At 65.2% G+C, this 20,229-nt stretch carries 19 protein-coding genes; 11 read left to right on the top strand and 8 right to left on the bottom strand.

Annotation, left to right across the window (positions count from 1 at the left end):
- Positions 1 to 5: 5 nt before the first annotated feature.
- Positions 6 to 869 carry a carbon-nitrogen hydrolase family protein gene (locus OKW29_RS38085; RefSeq protein ID WP_184062298.1) on the top strand — a complete coding sequence of 288 codons (864 nt, stop codon included), beginning with the start codon at positions 6 to 8 and terminating at the stop codon, positions 867 to 869.
- Positions 870 to 956: 87 nt separating this feature from the next.
- Complete coding sequence (gene tldD, locus OKW29_RS38080; RefSeq protein ID WP_429294519.1) at positions 957 to 2,423, top strand: metalloprotease TldD; 1,467 nt, start codon at positions 957 to 959, stop codon at positions 2,421 to 2,423.
- A 106-nt stretch (positions 2,424 to 2,529) separates the two neighbouring features.
- Here tldD and OKW29_RS38075 read toward each other — a convergent pair whose 3' ends face one another.
- Complete coding sequence (locus tag OKW29_RS38075) at positions 2,530 to 2,781, bottom strand: hypothetical protein (protein WP_221311849.1); 252 nt, start codon at positions 2,779 to 2,781, stop codon at positions 2,530 to 2,532.
- A gap of 58 nt (positions 2,782 to 2,839) precedes the next feature.
- Between OKW29_RS38075 and aroG the strand changes: the two genes are divergently transcribed.
- From aroG to OKW29_RS38060, 3 genes are all read left to right on the top strand, one after another.
- Entirely contained in the window at positions 2,840 to 3,913 is a 1,074-nt protein-coding gene (gene aroG, locus OKW29_RS38070; RefSeq protein WP_429294518.1) for a 3-deoxy-7-phosphoheptulonate synthase AroG, read from the top strand.
- Positions 3,914 to 4,117: 204 nt separating this feature from the next.
- Positions 4,118 to 4,462 (top strand): type II toxin-antitoxin system RelE/ParE family toxin, encoded by a 345-nt coding sequence (locus OKW29_RS38065; RefSeq protein ID WP_429294517.1) that lies wholly within the window; start codon positions 4,118 to 4,120, stop codon positions 4,460 to 4,462.
- Positions 4,459 to 4,791: a helix-turn-helix domain-containing protein gene (locus tag OKW29_RS38060; RefSeq protein ID WP_090803102.1), complete on the top strand. Its 333-nt coding sequence runs from the start codon at positions 4,459 to 4,461 to the stop codon at positions 4,789 to 4,791. The genes OKW29_RS38065 and OKW29_RS38060 overlap by 4 nt, the downstream gene beginning before the upstream one ends.
- Before the next feature lie 54 nt (positions 4,792 to 4,845).
- On the opposite strand, the gene OKW29_RS38055 is transcribed toward OKW29_RS38060, so the two are convergent.
- Positions 4,846 to 5,400: a cob(I)yrinic acid a,c-diamide adenosyltransferase gene (locus tag OKW29_RS38055; RefSeq protein WP_184067278.1), complete on the bottom strand. Its 555-nt coding sequence runs from the start codon at positions 5,398 to 5,400 to the stop codon at positions 4,846 to 4,848.
- Positions 5,401 to 5,623: 223 nt separating this feature from the next.
- Between OKW29_RS38055 and OKW29_RS38050 the strand changes: the two genes are divergently transcribed.
- From OKW29_RS38050 to proC, 6 genes are all read left to right on the top strand, one after another.
- Entirely contained in the window at positions 5,624 to 7,042 is a 1,419-nt protein-coding gene (locus OKW29_RS38050; protein ID WP_184067275.1) for an FAD-linked oxidase C-terminal domain-containing protein, read from the top strand.
- A gap of 153 nt (positions 7,043 to 7,195) precedes the next feature.
- Positions 7,196 to 8,689, top strand: coding sequence for an FAD-linked oxidase C-terminal domain-containing protein (locus OKW29_RS38045; protein ID WP_090803097.1), 1,494 nt, complete (start codon positions 7,196 to 7,198; stop codon positions 8,687 to 8,689).
- 182 nt (positions 8,690 to 8,871) lie between these two features.
- Positions 8,872 to 9,960, top strand: a complete 1,089-nt coding sequence (gene glcE / locus OKW29_RS38040) for a glycolate oxidase subunit GlcE (RefSeq protein WP_429294516.1) — start codon at positions 8,872 to 8,874, stop codon at positions 9,958 to 9,960.
- An 8-nt stretch (positions 9,961 to 9,968) separates the two neighbouring features.
- Positions 9,969 to 11,195: a glycolate oxidase subunit GlcF gene (gene glcF, locus OKW29_RS38035; RefSeq protein WP_429294515.1), complete on the top strand. Its 1,227-nt coding sequence runs from the start codon at positions 9,969 to 9,971 to the stop codon at positions 11,193 to 11,195.
- A gap of 36 nt (positions 11,196 to 11,231) precedes the next feature.
- Positions 11,232 to 11,930, top strand: coding sequence for a YggS family pyridoxal phosphate-dependent enzyme (locus OKW29_RS38030; protein ID WP_429294514.1), 699 nt, complete (start codon positions 11,232 to 11,234; stop codon positions 11,928 to 11,930).
- 76 nt (positions 11,931 to 12,006) lie between these two features.
- Positions 12,007 to 12,822, top strand: a complete 816-nt coding sequence (proC, locus tag OKW29_RS38025) for a pyrroline-5-carboxylate reductase (RefSeq protein ID WP_184055565.1) — start codon at positions 12,007 to 12,009, stop codon at positions 12,820 to 12,822.
- Between the two features lie 131 nt (positions 12,823 to 12,953).
- Here the strand turns inward: proC and ubiA are convergent, their stop codons facing one another.
- From ubiA to recG, 6 genes are all read right to left on the bottom strand, one after another.
- Entirely contained in the window at positions 12,954 to 13,817 is an 864-nt protein-coding gene (gene ubiA / locus OKW29_RS38020; protein WP_187617826.1) for a 4-hydroxybenzoate octaprenyltransferase, read from the bottom strand.
- A 228-nt stretch (positions 13,818 to 14,045) separates the two neighbouring features.
- On the bottom strand, positions 14,046 to 14,543 hold the full coding sequence (locus OKW29_RS38015; RefSeq protein ID WP_184034504.1) for a Dps family protein: 498 nt from the start codon (positions 14,541 to 14,543) through the stop codon (positions 14,046 to 14,048).
- A gap of 153 nt (positions 14,544 to 14,696) precedes the next feature.
- Entirely contained in the window at positions 14,697 to 14,861 is a 165-nt protein-coding gene (locus OKW29_RS38010; protein ID WP_184034506.1) for a hypothetical protein, read from the bottom strand.
- A gap of 96 nt (positions 14,862 to 14,957) precedes the next feature.
- The gene (locus OKW29_RS38005; RefSeq protein ID WP_429294513.1) at positions 14,958 to 16,412 is read right to left on the bottom strand and encodes a catalase; all 1,455 of its coding nucleotides are present in this window, start codon (positions 16,410 to 16,412) and stop codon (positions 14,958 to 14,960) included.
- A 410-nt stretch (positions 16,413 to 16,822) separates the two neighbouring features.
- Positions 16,823 to 17,782 carry a LysR substrate-binding domain-containing protein gene (locus OKW29_RS38000; protein WP_187627301.1) on the bottom strand — a complete coding sequence of 320 codons (960 nt, stop codon included), beginning with the start codon at positions 17,780 to 17,782 and terminating at the stop codon, positions 16,823 to 16,825.
- Between the two features lie 102 nt (positions 17,783 to 17,884).
- Complete coding sequence (recG, locus tag OKW29_RS37995) at positions 17,885 to 20,221, bottom strand: ATP-dependent DNA helicase RecG (RefSeq protein WP_429294512.1); 2,337 nt, start codon at positions 20,219 to 20,221, stop codon at positions 17,885 to 17,887.
- Between the last annotated feature and the right edge of the window lie 8 nt (positions 20,222 to 20,229).

Below are 20,229 nucleotides of genomic sequence, written 5' to 3'. Positions count from 1 at the left end.
CGCTCATGAGCGAAACACACGTCACTTCATCCGCATCCGCCGCAACGTCCAGCGGCCTTGTAGCCAGCCCCTTCCGGGTCGCCGCGCTGCAGATGGTCAGCTCGCCGGATCGCGATCGCAATCTCGCCGACGCAGAGCGCCTGATCGCCGAAGCCGCCGCCGACGGCGCGCAACTCGTGCTGCTCCCCGAGTATTTCTGTTTCATGGGCTTCAAGGACACCGACAAGCTCGCCGTGCGCGAGCCACATCAGGACGGCCCGATCCAACGCTTTCTCGCCGACGCCGCGCGCCGCCACCAGATCTGGGTGATCGGCGGCACCCTGCCGCTGAACGCACCGGAGCCGTCGCGCGTACTGAACACGACGCTGGTGTTCGACCCGAACGGCAACGAGGCCGCGCGCTACGACAAGATCCACCTGTTCAACTTCGAAAAGGGCGAAGAATCGTTCGACGAAGCGCGCACGATTCGACCCGGCACCTCGGTGCAAAGCTTCGAGGCGCCATTCGGCCGGGTCGGCCTGTCGGTCTGCTACGATCTGCGCTTTCCCGAGCTGTACCGGCGCATGGGCGACTGCGCGCTGATCGTGGTGCCGTCGGCGTTTACCTACACGACCGGCCGCGCGCATTGGGAGCTGCTGCTGCGCACTCGCGCGATCGAAAACCAGTGCTACGTGCTCGCCGCGGCGCAAGGCGGCAAACATGAAAACGGTCGCCGCACCTGGGGCCACAGCATGCTGATCGACCCGTGGGGCGAGATCGTCGCGGTGCGCGACGAGGGCGCCGGCGTGGTCGCGGGCAACCTCGAACGCGCGCGCATCGACGAAGTGCGGCAGAGCCTGCCGGCATGGCGTCATCGCGTGCTGACCTGAAACCGACATTGAAACTGCGGCGCCTGCCACGCATATAGCGACGCAGGCGCTCCCCGACCCCTTCGTATCGAGCAGAACATACTTCGCATGAACATCATCGAACCCGGTATCCGTAATCTCGCCGCCGCCAAGGACATCCTCCTCACGCCCTATGGTCTCGACGAATCGCTGCTCACGCGCACGCTCGCCGAAATCTTCACGCACCGCGTCGACTACGCGGACCTGTACTTCCAGACCACCCGCAGCGAAGCGTGGAGTCTCGAGGAAGGCATCGTAAAGTCGGGCAGCTTCAGCATCGATCAGGGTGTCGGCGTGCGCGCCGTGTCGGGCGAGCGCACCGCGTTCGCCTACTCGGACGACCTGTCGCCGGAAGCGATCCGCCAGGCGGCCATCGCCACGCGCGCGATCGCCAAGGCAGGCGGCGGCAAGCAGAAGATCAAGGTGGCGTCGTCGCTGACCGGCATCGCCGGGCGCGATCTGTACCTGCCGTCCGACCCGCTGCATTCGCTCGACGCCACCGCCAAGGTCAAGCTGCTCGAGCGCATCGAGCAGATGGCGCGCGGCCGCGACCCGCGCATCCAGCAGGTGATGGCGGGCCTCGCCGGCGAATACGACGTGGTGCTGGTCGCGCGCAGCGACGGCGGCTTCGCGGCCGACATCCGGCCGCTCGTGCGTGTCTCGGTGACGGTGATCGCCGAGCAGAACGGCCGCCGCGAAATCGGCAGCGGCGGCGGCGGCGGGCGTTTCGACTACGGCTATTTCACCGATGAAGTGCTGTCGCGCTATGTCGACGATGCGGTGCACGCCGCTCTCGTCAATCTCGACGCGCGTCCGGCGCCGGCCGGCGCGATGACCGTCGTGCTCGGGCCGGGCTGGCCCGGCGTGCTGCTGCACGAGGCGATCGGCCACGGGCTCGAGGGCGACTTCAACCGCAAAGGGTCGTCGGCATTCGCGGGACGCATCGGCGAGCAGGTCGCCGCGAAGGGCGTCACCGTGGTCGACGACGGCACGCTGCCGAATCGTCGCGGCTCGCTCAATATCGACGACGAAGGTAATCCGACCCAGTGCACGACGCTGATCGAGGACGGCATCCTGAAGGGCTACATCCAGGACACCCTGAACGCGCGTCTGATGAAGATGCCGGTCACCGGCAACGCACGGCGCGAATCGTACGCGGCGCTGCCGATGCCGCGCATGACCAACACGTACATGCTGAACGGCGACAAGGACCCGCAAGAAATCCTCGCGTCCGTGAAGAACGGCCTGTATGCGGTGAACTTCGGCGGCGGTCAGGTCGACATCACGAACGGCAAATTCGTGTTCTCGGCCTCCGAGGCGTACATGATCGAGAACGGCAAGATCACGTATCCGGTCAAGGGAGCGACGCTGATCGGCAGCGGACCGGAATCGCTGAAGTACGTCACGATGATCGGCAACGACATGAAGCTCGATTCGGGCGTGGGCGTGTGCGGCAAGGAAGGCCAGAGCGTGCCGGTGGGCGTCGGTCAACCGACGCTGCGCATCGAGCGGATGACGGTCGGCGGCACGGCCTGATTTCGTCACGGATGCACGCTTCGCGCACGCAAGGCCCGAAGTGTGCGGGTTTTCCGCATTTTTCGACGCCCCAGCTTGTCAGCCGAGCCTGTACCGGGTTATAAACTCACTCACCCTTTTTGACCAGCGACGCATTCACTTCGCCATGTCCGCCAAGTTTTATTTTTACTTTTTTTGGTATCTCAGACCGCTGGCGGATCGAGAGGGGTGTTAGTGCACGCAGGACACCGAGAATTCCCGAAAAACCGCCAGCTAGCCTGGCGGTTTTTTTTCGTCTCACGCTTTTCGATACCTGACTGACATTTTGTCGTTGACCATTTTTTGATCGTCGTCCGCTCTGGCCTCGCTGTTTGATCACTGACTGATCGCCCCCGTTGCCCGCGCGAACACGCTACGAACCGATTCAGGAGAACAACATGCCCCCGCACAATACCGATGATGTCCGCATTCGCGAATTGAAGGAACTCACGCCGCCCGCTCACCTGATCCGCGAATTTGCCTGCGACGAGACGGTTTCCAACGTGATCTACGACTCGCGCACCGCGATGCATCGCATTCTGCACGGCATGGACGATCGTCTGATCGTCGTGATCGGCCCGTGCTCGATTCACGATCCGAAGGCCGCGATCGAATACGCGGGGCGTCTGATCGAGCAGCGCAAGCGCTTTGCCGGCGAACTCGAAGCCGTGATGCGCGTGTACTTCGAAAAGCCGCGTACGACGGTGGGCTGGAAGGGTCTCATCAACGACCCGCATATGGACAACAGCTTCAAGATCAACGAAGGTCTGCGCACCGCGCGCGAGCTGCTTCTGCGCATCAACGAACTCGGCCTGCCGGCCGGCACCGAGTACCTCGACATGATCAGCCCGCAGTACATCGCGGATCTGATCTCCTGGGGTGCCATCGGCGCGCGCACGACCGAATCGCAGGTGCACCGGGAGCTGGCTTCGGGACTGTCGTGCCCGGTCGGCTTCAAGAACGGCACGGACGGCAACGTGAAGATCGCCGTCGACGCGATCAAGGCCGCCTCGCAGCCGCACCATTTCCTGTCGGTCACGAAGGGCGGCCACTCGGCGATCGTATCGACCGCGGGCAACGAGGACTGCCACGTGATTCTGCGCGGCGGCAAAACGCCGAACTACGACGCCGACAACGTCAACGCGGCCTGCGCGGACATCGGCAAGGCGGGTCTCGCCGCGCGTCTGATGATCGATGCGAGCCACGCGAACAGCTCGAAGAAGCACGAAAACCAGATTCCGGTGTGCGCGGACATCGGCCGTCAGATCGCCGCGGGTGACGAGCGGATCGTCGGCGTGATGGTGGAGTCGCACCTCGTCGCGGGTCGCCAGGATCTGCAGGAAGGCTGCGAGCTCACGTACGGCCAGAGCATTACCGATGCGTGTATCGGCTGGGACGAAAGCGTCGCGGTGCTCGAAGGCCTTGCCGAAGCGGTCAGGCAGCGCCGCGTCGCGCGCGGCAGCGGCAACTGAACGCCTGGCCCGCCACCACGGCGGGGGCTTGTTAGCCGTCCGTAGAAAAAACCTCGGTTCAATTTCGAACCGGGGTTTTTTATTGGCCATTCGGACGAATGGTACTCAGCCTGCCGCCTCGATATCGTCATAGCTCGTTGCCCGGTCGTTTACACGCTTGACTGGGCTGGAGAATGCGTATAAGATTTTATACATGAGGTGGCGATGGAGCAGGAAAAAGAAATTCGCTGGCTAGGCTCCAGCTACCGTGATTTGCTCGCTTTTCCCAACGAAGCGCGTCGTCTCGCAGGGTTTCAGCTTCACAAGATTCAGTCAGGACTCGACCCTGACAACTGGAAACCGTTCGAGTCTATCGGCGCGGGCACGCGCGAAATTCGCATTAGAGACCAAGACGGCATTTTTCGCGTGATGTACGTGACCAAATACGCCGAAGCGCTGTACGTGCTGCATTGCTTTCAGAAGAAAACGCAGAGGCTCGGACCGCGCGACAGAAAAATTGCCGAAACGCGCTACCGCGCCATCACCCATTACAGGACCACCCAGCCATGACGATCGACACCAACATTCGTCACGTAACGCGAGCCGGCGCGAACGTGTTCCTCGAACTCGGTTTTTCCGCCGATGAAGCGAAGCGCCTTCACGCGGCGTCGCAAAAGCAGATCAACGACACGCGGCTGCTCAAGGAACAGCTGATGACCGAGCTGTCCACGTGGATCGAACAGCATCATCTGAAGCAGGCCGAGGCGGCCGAAATCCTGATGGTGTCGCGCCCGCGCGTGTCCGACGTCGTCAACAAGAAAACCACCAAGTTCACGATCGACACGCTCGTGGAAATGCTGAGCCGCATCGGCAAGCCGGTCACGCTCGCCGTCGGTTGAGCCTCGGCTCGTGCGAAGCACCGTGCGTGTCCATGCGCACATGTGCGTCGCCATTCACGGCGCGCCGCGATCGTGCTGCCACAGCACGTCGGTGCCGCCGTCCGCGCGATTGAGCACGCGCGCCAGCACGAACAGCAGATCGGACAGCCGGTTCACGTACTGACGTGGCGCCGTGTTCAGTGCCTCGTGTTCGCCAAGCGCGACGATCGCCCGCTCCGCGCGGCGGCAAACGGTACGGCACACATGCGCGAGCGCGGCCGCGCGCGAACCGCCCGGCAGAATGAATTCCTTCAGCGGCGGCAGCGTGGCGTTGTAGTCGGCGAGCCAGCCGTCGAGCTGCGCGAGATGCTGTTCGGTAATCATCGTGTGACCGGGAATGCACAGCTCGCCGCCCAGATCGAACAGGTCGTGCTGGATTGCGACCAGCGCCGCGCGTACGTTCTCGGGCAGGTTCTCGCACAACAGCACGCCGAGATTCGAATTGAGTTCGTCGACGTCGCCAATCGCGGCGATACGCGCGCTGTCCTTGCGCACGCGGCGGCCGTCGCCGAGACCGGTGGTGCCGTCGTCGCCGGTGCGAGTGGCGATCTTGCTGAGGCGATTGCCCATGACGTCTCCCATGTATTAGTGACGATGCTGCCAGCTGGTTTGTCCATATTGCACGCATCGCGAAATCGCCGCCATTATATGAGCGGAAGCCGGCCCAGCGCTGCCCGGCGGGCGAACGGCGTAAAATGAAACACGTGCTGCAAACAGACCGTTATCTAAAGAAACTTTCATGGGACCGGAGTAAGCGCCGTCGCGCTAACTCCGGTCGACACAGGAGACATGCGTGAACCATCCCGTGCCGCCGGCGCCGCTACGCCGGCCGTTTCCCGCCGAATTGCTGAACCAGCTCAAAGCCGCTTTCGGCGATCGGGTTTCCGTTGCCGAAGCCGTGCGTGCGCACCACGGCCGCGACGAATCACCGTTCGATCCGCAACTGCCTGACGCCGTCGTGTTCGCGCGTACAAGCGAAGACGTGCAAACCGCCGTCAAGCTGTGCGGCCAGTACGACGTGCCGATCATTCCGTACGGCAATGGCTCGTCGCTCGAAGGACATCTGCTTGCCGTGCAAGGCGGCGTGTCGATCGATCTGTCGGAAATGAACCGGGTGTTGTCGATCAACGCCGAAGACCTGACCGTCACCGTCGAGCCCGGCATCTCGCGCAAGCAACTGAACGAAGCGCTGCGCGACACCGGCCTGTTCTTCCCGATCGACCCCGGCGCCGACGCGAGCATCGGCGGGATGTCGGCAACCCGCGCGTCGGGTACCAACGCCGTGCGCTACGGCACGATGCGCGAGAACGTGCTCGGCCTGACGGTCGTGCTCGCCGATGGCCGCGTGATCAAGACCGGCTCGCGCGCGCGCAAATCGTCGGCGGGGTACGACCTCACGCGCCTGTTCGTCGGCTCGGAAGGCACGCTCGGCGTGATTACCGAAATCACGCTGCGCCTCTATCCGCAGCCGGAGGCGGTGTCGGCCGCGGTGTGCAGGTTCCCGTCGATGGGCGATGCGGTGCGCGCGGTCATCGAGACGATCCAGATCGGCGTGCCGATCGCGCGTGTCGAGTTCGTCGATTCACTTGCGATCCGCTCGATCAATCGCCATTCGAATCTGACACTGCGCGAAGCGCCCACATTGTTCTTCGAATTTCACGGCACCGAGGCCGGCGTCAAGGAACAGGCCGAACTCGTGGAGGAAATCGCCGCACAGAATGCCGGTGAAGGCTTCGAATGGGCGACGCGCCCCGAAGACCGCAGCCGTCTGTGGACCGCGCGTCACAACGCCTATTTCGCGATGCTGCAACTGAAGCCCGGCTCGCGCGCGGTCACCACCGACGTCTGCGTGCCGATCTCGCGTCTCGCGGAGTGTGTAGTCGAAACGGAGCAGGATCTGTTGGCGTCGCCGCTGCCCTGCCCGATCGTCGGCCATGTCGGCGACGGAAACTTCCACGTCGCGATCCTGATCGACCCGGACAAGCCCGAAGAGCTCGAGGAGGCCGAGCGCCTGAACCATCGCATCGTGCAGCGCGCGCTGCGGATGGACGGCACCTGCACCGGCGAGCATGGCATCGGCCTGCACAAGATGGGCTTTCTGCTCGAGGAGCACGGCGACGTCGCGGTCGACACGATGCGCTCCATCAAGCACGCGCTAGACCCTCGCAATCTGATGAACCCGGGCAAGATTTTCGCCTGGGCGGCGGCCTGATCGACACTGCGCATGCCGGCCGCGGCAAACCGCTGACACGCCCGGCGGCAACCGCGCCAAGCTGAACACGCAAGCGATGCGAGGCAGGCTGCACGAAACAGCCGGCTCGAACCAGCAAGCCGGACCGGCGCAAGCCACGAGGAGACAACTCACATGAACGCACCCGCTGAACTGTCGGCCGAAGTCCTCGCGCAGCGTCAGCGCGAAGTCGTGCAGGCGCTGATGGCCGTGTTGCCGACCCACTGTCTGCTGTATCGCGAAGAAGACACCGTCGCGTACGAATGCGACGGACTCGCCGCGTACCGGCGTTTGCCGCTCGCGGTCGTGTTGCCGGAAACCGAATCGCAGGTGCAGCGCATCGTGCAGATCTGCCATCGCCTCGAGGTGCCCATCGTGCCGCGCGGCGCGGGCACCGGGCTGTCCGGCGGCGCGATGCCGATTCGGCACGGCGTGGTGGTATCGCTCGCGCGCTTTCGCAAGATCGTCGAAGTCGACTCGTACGCGCGCATCGCGACCGTGCAGCCGGGCGTGCGCAATCTGGCGATCTCCGAAGCCGCGGCGCCGTATGGTCTTTACTATGCGCCGGATCCGTCGTCGCAGATTGCCTGCACGATCGGTGGCAACGTGTCGGAGAATTCGGGCGGCGTGCATTGCCTGAAGTACGGCCTCACCGTGCACAACGTGCTGCGCGTGCGCGCGGTCACGATGGAAGGCGAGATCGTCGAATTCGGCTCGCTCGCGCCTGACGCGCCGGGGCTCGATCTGCTCGCGGTGCTGATTGGCAGCGAAGGCATGTTCGCGATCGTCACCGAGGTCACCGTCAAGCTGATCCCGAAGCCGCAAACCGCGCAGGTCATCATGGCCAGCTTCGACGACGTCGTCAAAGGCGGCGACGCCGTTGCGGGCATCATCGCGGCGGGCATCATTCCGGCCGGCCTCGAGATGATGGACAAGCCCGCCACGCGCGCGGTCGAGGAGTTCGTCAACGCGGGCTACGACCTCGACGCGGCGGCGATCCTGCTGTGCGAATCGGACGGCACGCCCGAGGAAGTCGCGGCCGAGATCGTGCGCATGACCGCGGTGCTGCGCGAGCACGGCGCGACCCGTATCCAGATTTCACGCACGGAAGCCGAGCGCCTGCGCTTCTGGTCCGGGCGCAAGAACGCGTTTCCGGCCGCCGGCCGCATTTCGCCGGACTACTACTGCATGGACGGTACCGTGCCGCGCCGCAGTATCGGGCCGCTGCTCGCGCGCATCGAGGAGATGGAGAAGACCTACCAGTTGCGCTGCATCAACGTATTCCATGCCGGCGACGGCAACATGCACCCGCTGATCCTGTTCAACGGCAACGACCAGGACGAGTGGCATCGCGCCGAGTTGTTCGGTTGCGACATCCTCGAAGCTTGCGTCGAGCTGGGCGGCACGGTGACGGGCGAGCATGGGGTTGGCATCGAGAAGATCAATTCGATGTGCGTGCAGTTCTCGCCCGAAGAGCGCGACACGTTCCACGCGGTCAAGCGAGCATTCGACGCGCCCGGCCTGTTGAACCCCGACAAGGGCATCCCGACGCGGGCGCGCTGTGCCGAATACGGCAAGATGCACGTGCGCGGCGGGCTGCTGCCTCATCCCGAGCTGCCGCGCTTCTAGCGGCTGGCGTTTGCAGCGCGCATCCACCGTTCGCCGCGCCCGCGCTGATGCTGGCGCGGCCTGCGCGGCGCTTTGCGCCCTCTCCTCCAGACCGATGCCGCGCCCCGTCATGCGGGTGCGCTCCGGCTTGCCAGCGAGCCGCCGCCCGGTACAATCAAACGAAACACAACGAGCAGGACACCATGGAAGAGGACGACATCGTCGCCGTATGGTCCGAACGCGTGCGTTCGGCCAGCGCCGAGGGACGCGCGGTGCGCATCCGCGGCGGCGGCACCAAAGACTGGTATGGCCAGACGCTGGAAGGTGAGATCCTCGACACGCGCGCTTATCGCGGCATCATCGCGTACGATCCGGCCGAGCTCGTGATCACCGCGCGCGCGGGAACACCGCTGCTGGAAATCGAAGCCGCGCTCGCCGAGCACAACCAGATGCTGCCGTTCGAGCCGCCGCACTTCGGGCCGCAGGCCACCTTCGGCGGCTGCATCGCCGCTGGGATTTCGGGGCCGCGCAGGCCGGCCGTCGGCGCCGCGCGCGACTTCGTGCTCGGCGCCGTCGTGATGAACGGCCAGGGGCAGGTGCTGCACTTCGGCGGCCAGGTCGTCAAGAACGTCGCGGGTTACGACGTGTCGCGGCTGCTCGCGGGCTCGCTCGGCACGCTCGGGCTGATCCTTGAGCTGTCGGTCAAAGTGCTGCCGCGGCCGCAGGTCGAAGCCACGCTGAAGTTCGACATGAACGGCACCGACGCGGTACGCAAGCTCAACGAATGGGGCGGCCGACCCCTGCCGATCACCGCGAGCGCATGGCGCAACGGCACGCTCGCGGTGCGCCTGGGCGGCGCGGAAGCCGCGGTCAAGGCAGCGCGCACCGGGCTCGGCGGCGAAGTCGTCGATGCGGTCGAAGCTGAACGCTTCTGGGCCGGCCTGCGCGAACAGACCGATTCGTTTTTCGCGGGCATTCCACCGAAGGCCGCGCTGTGGCGTCTCGCGCTACCGTCGATCACCGAGCCGCTGCAGCTGCCCGGCGCGCAACTGATGGAATGGGGCGGCGGCCAGCGCTGGTGGATCACCGACACCGACGCGCAAACCGTGCGCATCAGCGCGAAACAGGCCGGCGGCCACGCGACCATCTTCCGCAGCGGCCACGGCTACGACCGCAGCGCCGGCGTATTCACACCGCTGCCCGCGCCGCTGATGAAAATCCATCGCGGCCTCAAACATGCATTCGACCCGGCCCGCATCTTCAACCGCGGCCGTCTCTACCCCGACTTCTGAGCGACGCGATGCAAACCAACCTCGCGGACTTCATTCGTAATACGCCCGATGGCAACGAAGCGGACGCCATCCTGCGCAAATGCGTGCATTGCGGTTTTTGCACCGCCACCTGCCCGACCTACCAACTGCTCGGCGACGAGCTCGACGGCCCGCGCGGGCGCATCTATCTGATCAAGCAGATGGTCGAAGGCGCGCCGGTCACGCGCAGCACGCAGGTTCACCTCGACCGCTGCCTGACCTGCCGCAATTGCGAATCGACCTGCCCGTCGGGCGTGCAATATGGGCGGCTCGTCGAAATCGGCCGCAAGCTCACCGAAGAGAAAGTCACGCGTCCGCTCAATCAGCGGCTGATGCGGCGCCTGCTCGCGAGCGTGCTGCCGAACAGCGCGATCTTCACGCCGGCGATGCGGCTGGGTCAGCACGTGCGCGGCCTGCTGCCGAAGAAGCTGCGCGACAAGGTGCCCGCGCGCCAACACCCGCTCGAATGGCCGAGCGCAAAACACGAACGCAAGGTGCTGATGCTGGCGGGCTGCGTGCAACCGTCGATGATGCCGAACGTCAACATCGCGACCGCGCGCGTGTTCGATGCGCTCGGCATCGAAACGCTGATCGCACCCGACGCCGGCTGCTGCGGCGCGATCCGCCTGCACCTCGGCTACCACGACGAAGCGCTCGACGACCTGCGCGCGAACATCGACGCATGGTGGCCCTACGTCGAACAGGGCGTTGAAGCGATCGTGATGAACGCGTCGGGCTGCGGCGCGACGGTCAAGGAATACGCGCACCTGCTGCGCCTCGATCCGAACTATGCCGAGAAGGCGCGCCGCATCGTCGAATTGACGCGCGACGTCTCCGAGATCCTGCCCGAGTTCGAAGAACAGCTCGTCGCCATCACGCGCCGCCGCTCGGTACACACGGTCGCGTTTCATCCACCCTGCACGCTGCAGCATGGCCAGCAGATCCGCGGCAAGGTCGAGCAACTGCTCAGCGCGCTCGGTGTCGAAGTGCGCCTGCCCGCCGACAGCCATCTGTGCTGCGGCTCTGCCGGCACCTACTCGCTGCTGCAGCCGCGCCTGTCGTACGCGCTGCGCGACCAGAAGCTCGAGCGTTTGCAGGCGCAGGAGCCGCAGGTGATCGTGTCGGCGAACGTCGGTTGCATCGCGCATCTGCAAAGCGGTACGTCGACGCCCGTCGCGCACTGGATCGAACTGGTCGAGCACATGCTGTCCGTATAATCGGGGCATCGTCTTCGCTGAACCCCGGTTCGTTCCATGTCCGATCTGCCTCACAATCTCGCCGACGTGCACGAGCGCATCGCCAGGGCCGCGCAAGCGGCCCACCGCGACGCGCAGTCCGTGACGCTGCTCGCGGTCTCCAAGACGTTTCCCGCCGATGCCGTGCGCGCCGCTCATGCGGCCGGTCAGCGCGCATTCGGCGAGAACTACGTGCAGGAAGCGCTCGACAAGATCCAGACACTTGCCGATCTGCGCGCGTCGCTCGAATGGCATTTCATCGGGCCGCTGCAATCGAACAAGACGCGGCCCGTCGCCGAGCATTTCGACTGGGTACATTCGGTCGATCGGCTGAAGATCGCGCAACGGCTGTCGGAGCAGCGCCCGGACAACATGCCGCCGCTCAACGTGTGCCTGCAGGTCAACGTCAGCGGTGAAGCGTCGAAGAGTGGCGTCGCCATCGCCGAGGCGGCCGCTATCGCGCAGCAGATCGCCGCGCTGCCGAAGCTGAAGCTGCGCGGACTGATGTCGATTCCCGAACCGGGCGGCGATCTCGCAGAACAACGCGCGCCGCATCGCCAATTGCGCGAGCTGTTCGAGCGCTTGCGTAACGACGGGCTCGCGCTCGATACGCTGTCGATGGGCATGTCGGCCGATCTTGAAGCAGCCGTGCTCGAAGGCGCGACGATCGTGCGCGTCGGCACCGCGATCTTCGGCGCACGCGATTACTCGCGCTGAGCATTTCCACGGGCCTTGCGCGAACCTGGCTGCGCGAAGCCCTCACCGCATCTCATCTGAACCTACCCGGACCATCATGAAAATTGCGTTTATCGGCGGCGGCAACATGGCCGCGGCGTTGATCGGCGGCCTCATCAAGCGGGGCGTCGCGCCCGCGGACCTGTACGCGGTCGATCCGAACGAAGACGCGCGCCAGCGCAACGAGCAGCAATTCGGCATCCGCACCGGCGCGGCCGCCGACGTCACGCTCGCCGACTACGACGCGGTCGTGCTCGCGGTGAAACCGCAGATCCTGAAGAGCGTCGCCGGGACGCTGGCGCCGCATCTGCGCGCGTCGCAACTCGTCGTCAGCATCGTCGCGGGCATTCGGATCGGCGACATGTCGCGCTGGCTCGCTGGCCACAACCGCATCGTGCGCGTGATGCCGAATACGCCGGCGCTGATCGGCAGGGGCGTCACGGGTCTCGTCGCCAGCGGCAGCGTCGACGAAGCGGGCCGCGCGCTCGCGTCGCAGGTGCTCGGCGCGGTCGGCGAAACCGTCTGGTTCGACGACGAAGCGAAGATCGACGCGGTCACCGCGATCTCGGGCAGCGGGCCGGCCTACGTGTTCTATTTCATCGAAGCGCTGCAGGAAGCCGCGCGCCAGCTCGGTATGGACGAAGCGCAGGGCCGCGCGCTGGCGGTCGCGACCTTCACGGGCGCCGCGCAACTCGCAGCCAATTCCGACGAGCCGCCGAGCGTGCTGCGCGAGCGCGTGACATCCAAAGGCGGCACGACTGCGGCAGCGCTCGCCTCGTTCGAAGCGAGCGGCATCAAGGACGCGATCGTGCGCGGCGCACTGGCCGCCGACGCGCGGGCGCGCGAAATGGGCGACGAGTTCGGCAAGCAGTAACGCGAACCGGCGTCGAAAAGAAACAGCGGAAACAGACACGCCGTAGCGCGACTGTCCTTCTTCTCATCAGGGCAGGCGCCTACGGCGTGTAGAAACGCAGCGGTCTGAAGCCAGAAAAGCGCTGACGCGAATTAAAACGAAGCCACCACGTAATGCGCGGCGATCCCCGCGAACAACGCGCCGCCGAGCCAGTTGTTGTGACGGAACGCGGCAAAGCACGGCATGCGCTCGCGATGGCGGATCAGCGTGTAGTGATAGATCGCGCAACCCACCGCGACCGCCCAGCCGATCCAGTACAGCGGACCAAACCCGAGCGTCACGCCGATGCCGACGTAAATCCCGAGCGTCACCGCATAGCACAGCATGACCGCGGCCACGTCGAAACGGCCGAACGTCAGCGCCGACGTCCGGATGCCGATCTTGATGTCGTCGTCGCGATCGACCATCGCGTATTCGGTGTCGTACGCAACGGCCCAGAAGATATTCGCGACCAGCATCACCCACGCGAGCAGCGGCACGTGATCCTGCACCGCGGCGAACGCCATCGGAATACCGAAGCCGAACGCGATGCCCAGATACGCCTGCGGAATCGCGAAGAAGCGCTTCATGAACGGATAAGTGCCGGCGACGAACAGCGCGACCACCGACAACTCCTTGGTCAACGCATTGAGCGGCTGAATCAGTAGAAACGCGACCAGCGACAGCACGGTTGCCAACCCGACCGCTTCCCACGCATTGATCTTGCCGGACGTGATCGGCCGGTTCTCGGTGCGCTTCACGTGACGGTCGAAATCGCGGTCCGCGTAGTCGTTGATCGCGCAGCCGGCCGAGCGCATCAGCACCGTGCCGAGCGTGAAGATCACCAGCAATTGCCACGACGGATGACCGCCGGACGCGATCCACAGTGCGTTGAGCGTCGGCCACAGCAGCAGCAGGCTGCCGATCGGCTTGTCCATGCGCACGAGGCGCAGATACAGGGGAAGTCGGGCGAACATGGGACGAATTCGGTGAAGTGCGAACACGGTGCGCCTATTTTACGGGAAGCGCACGGCGGCCCAGGATTCGCGCGGCCGCGTATCGAAGTGCCACGCGCTCGAATCTGTGCGTCACGCGGCAGCGGCGCAAAAAACAAAGCCTCCCGTGCAGGGAGGCTTGTGCGTTTTTAGCACGGCGCGGGCGATGCCGGCGCCGGCATCGGACTCGACCGGCTCAGCTGCGCCAAATCAGGCGAGCAGCGAGCGCAGCATCCATGCGGTCTTTTCGTGTGTCTGCATGCGTTGCGTGAGCAGGTCGGCGGTCGGCTCGTCGTTGGCGGCTTCCGTCGACGGGAAAATCGCGCGCGCGGTGCGCACCACCGCTTCCTGACCTTCGACCAGCTGACGGATCATGTCTTCCGCGGCCGGCACGCCGTCCGCTTCGGGGATCGACGACAGCTTCGCGAAATCCTTGTAGCTGCCCGGCGCATGCACGCCCAATGCACGGATGCGTTCGGCGATCGAGTCGACCGCGAGCGCGAGTTCGTTGTACTGCGTTTCGAACATCAGGTGCAGCGTATTGAACATCGGACCCGTGACGTTCCAGTGGAAGTTGTGGGTCTTCAGGTACAGCGTGTAGGTGTCGGCGAGCAGACGCGACAGCCCTTCGGCGATCTTCTTGCGATCCTTGTCGCTGATCCCGATGTTGACGTGCTGTACTGCTGCGGCGGCTTCTTTCTTGGCCATGATGACTCCTTTGAAGAGTGATACGAACCGGTCGGCAGATGACGGTCTGCGAAAACACGAATAAAACGTTCGACAGTGTAGCGTGAATGCCGCAAGGTTTGCGCAACGCGTGCCCGAGAGCCTTGCTGCGCAGCCATTCTGGCGGTACTGCGCTCAGCCGCCCAGCGCGTGTTGCAACGCCTGCGCGGCGATTACCGCAAAGCCGCTCGCGACGATCGCAAAGCCCAGCGCCTTGCGAAACATCAACGCCTGCCATTGCGCCTGCATGCTCGGCGCGGCGGCCCGACCGCCAATGCTCGCCATCATCATCCGAATCATGATCGTACTCCGGGTTCGTCTCGTGACGGACCGCAGCAATGCGCCGCGCCGTCGATTACTTTGCCACTGCTTTACCATCCGCCGCGTATATGACGCCTAGCGGTTCCTGCCTTCCCGCAACGCGGCGAGCGCCGCGATCACACCTTCCGCGTAAGCCGGATCGGCGCGGCGGAAATGCTCGATCTGACGCGCGACGATCTCCTGCGGCACGCCGTCGATATGTCGCGCGATATTGCCGAACAGACGCTCACGTTGCGCGTCGTCGAACAGCGCGAACAACATGCGCGGCTGCGTGTAGTAGTCGTCGTCCTCGCGATGCTCGTAACGCGCGACCGCGCCCGCCGCGAGCGGCGGCTCGGACGCGTTCGCGTCCTGCACGAAGTCGCCGAAGCGATTCGGCTCGTAATTCACGTTGCCGCCGCGATTGCCGTCGGTGCGCATCGCGCCATCGCGATGAAACGAATGCGGGTTCGGCACGCGCGGCGAATTCACCGGAATCTGGTGATGATTGATGCCGAGCCGGTAACGCTGCGTATCGCCGTACGAGAACAGCCGCCCCTGCAACAGACGGTCCGGCGAAAATCCGATGCCCGGCACCACGTTCGCCGGCGTGAACGCCGCCTGCTCGACGTCCGCGAAATAGTTCGCCGCGTTGCGATTCAGTTCGAGCGTGCCGACGTCGATCAACGGATAGTCCTTCTGCGACCACACCTTCGTGATGTCGAACGGATTGAAGCGGTAGTTCGCCGCATCCGCTTCCGGCATCACCTGAATTGCGAAGCGCCACTTCGGAAAGTTGCCCGCGTCGATGCTGTTCACCAGATCGCGCTGCGCGCTTTCGCGGTCATTGGCGACTACCTGCGCGGCATCGGCGTCGGTGAAGTTCTCGATGCCTTGCAGCGACTTGAAGTGGAACTTGACCCAGAAACGCTCGTTGCTCGCGTTGATGAACGAGTACGTGTGCGAGCCGAAGCCGTGCATCTGCCGGTAGTTCTTCGGAATGCCGCGATCGCTCATCAGAATCGTCACCTGATGCAGCGACTCCGGATGACTCGACCAGAAGTCCCACGCGGCGACGTTGCTGCGCAGATTCGTGTACGGATCACGCTTCTGCGTATGAATGAAGTCCGGAAACTTGAGCGGATCGCGAATGAAGAACACCGGCGTGTTGTTGCCTACCACGTCCCAGTTGCCTTCCCCGGTGTAGAACTTGATCGAGAAGCCGCGCACGTCGCGTTCGGCGTCGGCCGCGCCACGCTCGCCGGCCACCGTCGAAAAGCGCATGAAAAGCGGCGTTTCCTTGCCGACCTGCGCGAACACCTTCGCCTTCGTGTAGCGCGAGATGTCGTGCGTCACCGTCAGCGTGCCGAACGCGCCCGAACCCTTCGCGTGAACGCGCCGCTCGGGAATCACTTCGCGATCGAAGTGCGCGAGCTTTTCGAGCAGCCAGACGTCCTGCAGCACCACGGGGCCACGCGGGCCGGCGGTCATCGAGTTATGGTTATCGGCGACGGGCGCGCCGGCGGCATTGGTGAGCTTACGTTCGGACATGGGCACTCCTGCGTGGTTTCTATCGAATCGGGGAAAAGCATGCGACATCCGTGCGCGACGGACGCCGTCACGGGTAGGCACGTCAGGCGGCCAGCACCCGGTCGGCCAGCAACGACACGACGACCGTACGGATACTCGGCGCGGCGGCCGTCGTGGCCGGTTGCGCGGGAAAAGCGTGGATGGGCTGTGAAGGCGCTTGCATGGTGTTTTCCTCCTGGCTTGTCTCGCGCCCCGACTCGGAGTCTGGGCGCTGAGCCTTATCGAATAAGGGGATCGGGCGATCCGTGGAGGAAACTATAGCAACATCTATCGAATATTCGTATTTGATTAATTTAATCTATTCGATAGGGCTTGCGCCCTTTTTGCGGCAGGCCGCACCGGTGTCCGGCGCGGCTGCGGATGATGGCGAGTCAGTTGACGGCGGCGGGCAGATCGAGCTTTTTGACGCCCGGCAGGTCGCACGCGGCGATTGCGTCGCAGATCGCGTCGATCGCGGGCATGCGCGTGAAGCTCTTGCGCCATGCCAGCACGACGCGGCGATCGGGCACCGGCTCGTCGAACGCGACATAGCTGAGCAGGCCCGCGTCGATACCGCCCGCATGTGGCTTGACCTCGTGCACCGACATGCGCGGCAGCACGGTAATGCCGACGCCGCTTGCGACCATATGACGAATCGTTTCGAGCGACGAGCCCTCGAAGGTCTTCTGGATGCCGTCGGCGTTCTGCGAAAAGCGCATCAGCTCGGGACACACGCCGAGCACGTGATCGCGGAAGCAGTGGCCGCTGCCGAGCAGCAGCATGGTTTCCTGCTTCAGGTCGTCGGGGTCGATTTTCGGGCGACTTTCCCATGCGTGGCCGGACGGCAGCGCGACGACGAACGGCTCGTCGTACAGCGGACGCAGCATCAGCCCGGTTTCGGGAAACGGCAGCGCCATGATCGCCACGTCGATTTCGCCCTGCTTGAGCAGCTCGATCAGCTTCAGCGTGTAGTTTTCCTGCAGCATCAGCGGCATTTGCGGCACGCGCTGGATCATCTGCTTGACGAGCGTCGGCAGCAGGTACGGCCCGATCGTGTAAATCACGCCGAGGCGCAGCGGACCGAGCAGCGGGTCCTTGCCCTGCTTGGCGATTTCCTTGATCGCGAGCGTCTGCTCGAGCACGCGTTGCGCCTGCGTAACGATCTGTTCGCCGATCGGCGTCACGCTGACCTCGCTGGTTCCGCGCTCGAAAATCTGCACGTTCAGCTCGTCTTCGAGCTTCTTGATGGCGACGGACAGCGTGGGCTGGCTGACGAAACACGCTTCGGCGGCACGGCCGAAGTGCCGCTCGCGGGCCACCGCCACGATGTATTTCAATTCGGTGAGCGTCATTCGGGGATCAATCAGTCTGATGGATTCGATAGGTTCTAGTTATACACCTATAGGGTCGGTTCGCCAACTTTTTAGCCGTTGTGCTTGCGGCGGGGACGGCGCTCAGGCCTTCAGATACTGCTCGCGCGCGCCGAGCCAGCGCGCCAGATGCCGAATGACCACGTCCGGATATTGGTCGAGCAGCGTCGCGGCGGCTTCGCGCGCCGGCTCGATCAGGTGCTGATCGTTCTGCAGGTCGGCGAAACGCAGCATCGCGGCGCCAGACTGCCGCGCGCCGAGGAACTCGCCAGGCCCGCGGATTTCGAGGTCGCGGCGGGCGATCTCGAAGCCGTCGGTGGTTTCGCGCATCGTTTGCAGGCGCGCGCGGGCGGTCATCGACAGCGGTCCGGTGTAGAGCAGCACGCAGACCGACGCGGCGCTGCCGCGCCCCACGCGTCCGCGCAACTGATGCAGCTGCGCGAGACCGAAGCGCTCCGCATGCTCGATCACCATCAACGATGCGTTCGGCACGTCGACGCCGACTTCGATCACCGTGGTCGCGACCAGCAGCTGGATCTCGTTGCGCGAGAACGCGTCCATCACCGTGGCCTTTTCGGCGGGCGCGAGGCGCCCGTGCACCAGCCCGACCTTCAGCTCGGGCAGCGCGGCCACCAGCGTCTCGTAGGTCTCGACCGCGGTTTGCAACTGCAGGGTCTCGCTTTCCTCGATTAGCGGACACACCCAGTACACCTGGCGCCCCATCAACGCCGCCTCGCGCACGCGGCCGATCACCTCTTCGCGGCGCGCGTCGGACACGAGCTTCGTGAGGATCGGGGTGCGGCCCGGCGGCAGTTCGTCGATCGTGGAGACGTCGAGGTCCGCGTAGTAGGTCATGGCGAGTGTGCGCGGAATCGGCGTCGCGGACATCATGAGTTGATGCGGCTGGAAGTCGGCCGCGCCGTCGGCGGCGCCCTGCGCCTTCGCGCGCAACGCGAGCCGTTGCGCGACGCCGAAGCGATGCTGCTCGTCGACGATCACGAGTCCGAGGCGTGCGAACTCGACCGCGTCCTGGATGATCGCGTGCGTGCCGATCACGAGCTGCGCGGTGCCGAGCGCGGCCGCTTCGATCGCGGCGCGCTTCTCCTTCGTCTTCAGACTGCCCGCGAGCCACGCGACATTCACGCCGAGCGGCTCGAGCCAGCCGCGCAATTTGCGCGCGTGCTGCTCGGTGAGAATTTCGGTCGGCGCCATCAGCGCGGCCTGGTAGCCGGCGTCGATCGCCTGCGCGGCGGCGAGCGCCGCGACGATCGTCTTGCCGCTGCCGACGTCGCCCTGCAACAGCCGCTGCATCGGATGCGGCTGCGTCAGGTCGAGTGCGATCTCGCCGCCGACGCGCTGCTGCGCGGCCGTCAGCGAAAACGGCAGCGCCTTCAGCAGCCGCGCGACCAGCGCCGATTCGTCGCCGAGCTTGCGGCGCGGCATGGCCGGCGCGGCGCGCGTGCGCCGCTCGTCGTGCGCGCGCTTCAGCGACATCTGCTGCGCGAGCAGCTCCTCGAACTTGATGCGCACCCAGGCGGGATGCGTGCCGTCGATCAGCGCCGTTTCGTCCGACTGCGGGCCCGGATGATGCAGCGTGCGCACCGCGTCCATCAGCGCCGGCACGCCGAGCGGTTCGAGAAACGCGCGCGCGACCGGCGCGGGCAGCAGCTCCGGCAGCGACGTGCGCGCGAGCGCGTTGTCGATCGCCTTGCGCAGATACGCCTGCGACACGCCCGCGGTGCTCGGATAGACCGGCGTCAGCGCCTGCGGCAGCGGCGTGTCTTCATCGACGACGCGCACGGTCGGATGCACCATCTCCATGCCGAAGAAGCCGCCCCGCACGTCGCCGCGCACGCGCAGGCGCGCGCCGGGCGCCATCTGCTTGACCTGCGAGCCGTAGAAATTCAGAAAGCGCAGCACGAGTTCGTCGCCGTCGGCGTCGCGCAGCTTCACGAGCAGCTGCCGGCGCGGGCGATAGGCGATCTCATTGTCGAACACCACGCCTTCGGTTTGCGCGATGCCGCCGGGCAGCAGGTGGCCGATCGGCGTCAGCGAGGTTTCGTCTTCGTAGCGCATCGGCAGATGCAGCACGAGGTCGATGTCGCGTGTGAGGCCGAGTTTGGCGAGCTTGTCGGCGGTTTTGACCGGGGCTTTGGCGGCGGCTTTTGCCGCGCCTTTGGTTTTGGCGGCGGGTTTGTCGTCGCTCGCGTGGTCGGCGGCGAATTGATCCGGCGGGTCGCCCGTGTGCTCGCCGGGCTTGTCGCCGCCGCGCCCGGCATCGTGGCCAGCGGACATCATGCCGCCTTGCGCGCCATCTTCCGCCGCATCCCGCTCCCCCGCCTCCGCCCGCGCACCGCGGCGCCGCGGTTCGGCGCCCGCTTCGAGGGTGGCAACGGACGATCGGCGGTCGGACAAAGGCATAGGCTGCT

Source organism: Paraburkholderia sp. CI3 (assembly GCF_050436505.1).
GTDB classification, from domain to species: domain Bacteria; phylum Pseudomonadota; class Gammaproteobacteria; order Burkholderiales; family Burkholderiaceae; genus Paraburkholderia; species Paraburkholderia tuberum.
This window is presented reverse-complemented; position numbering and strand designations above follow the sequence as displayed.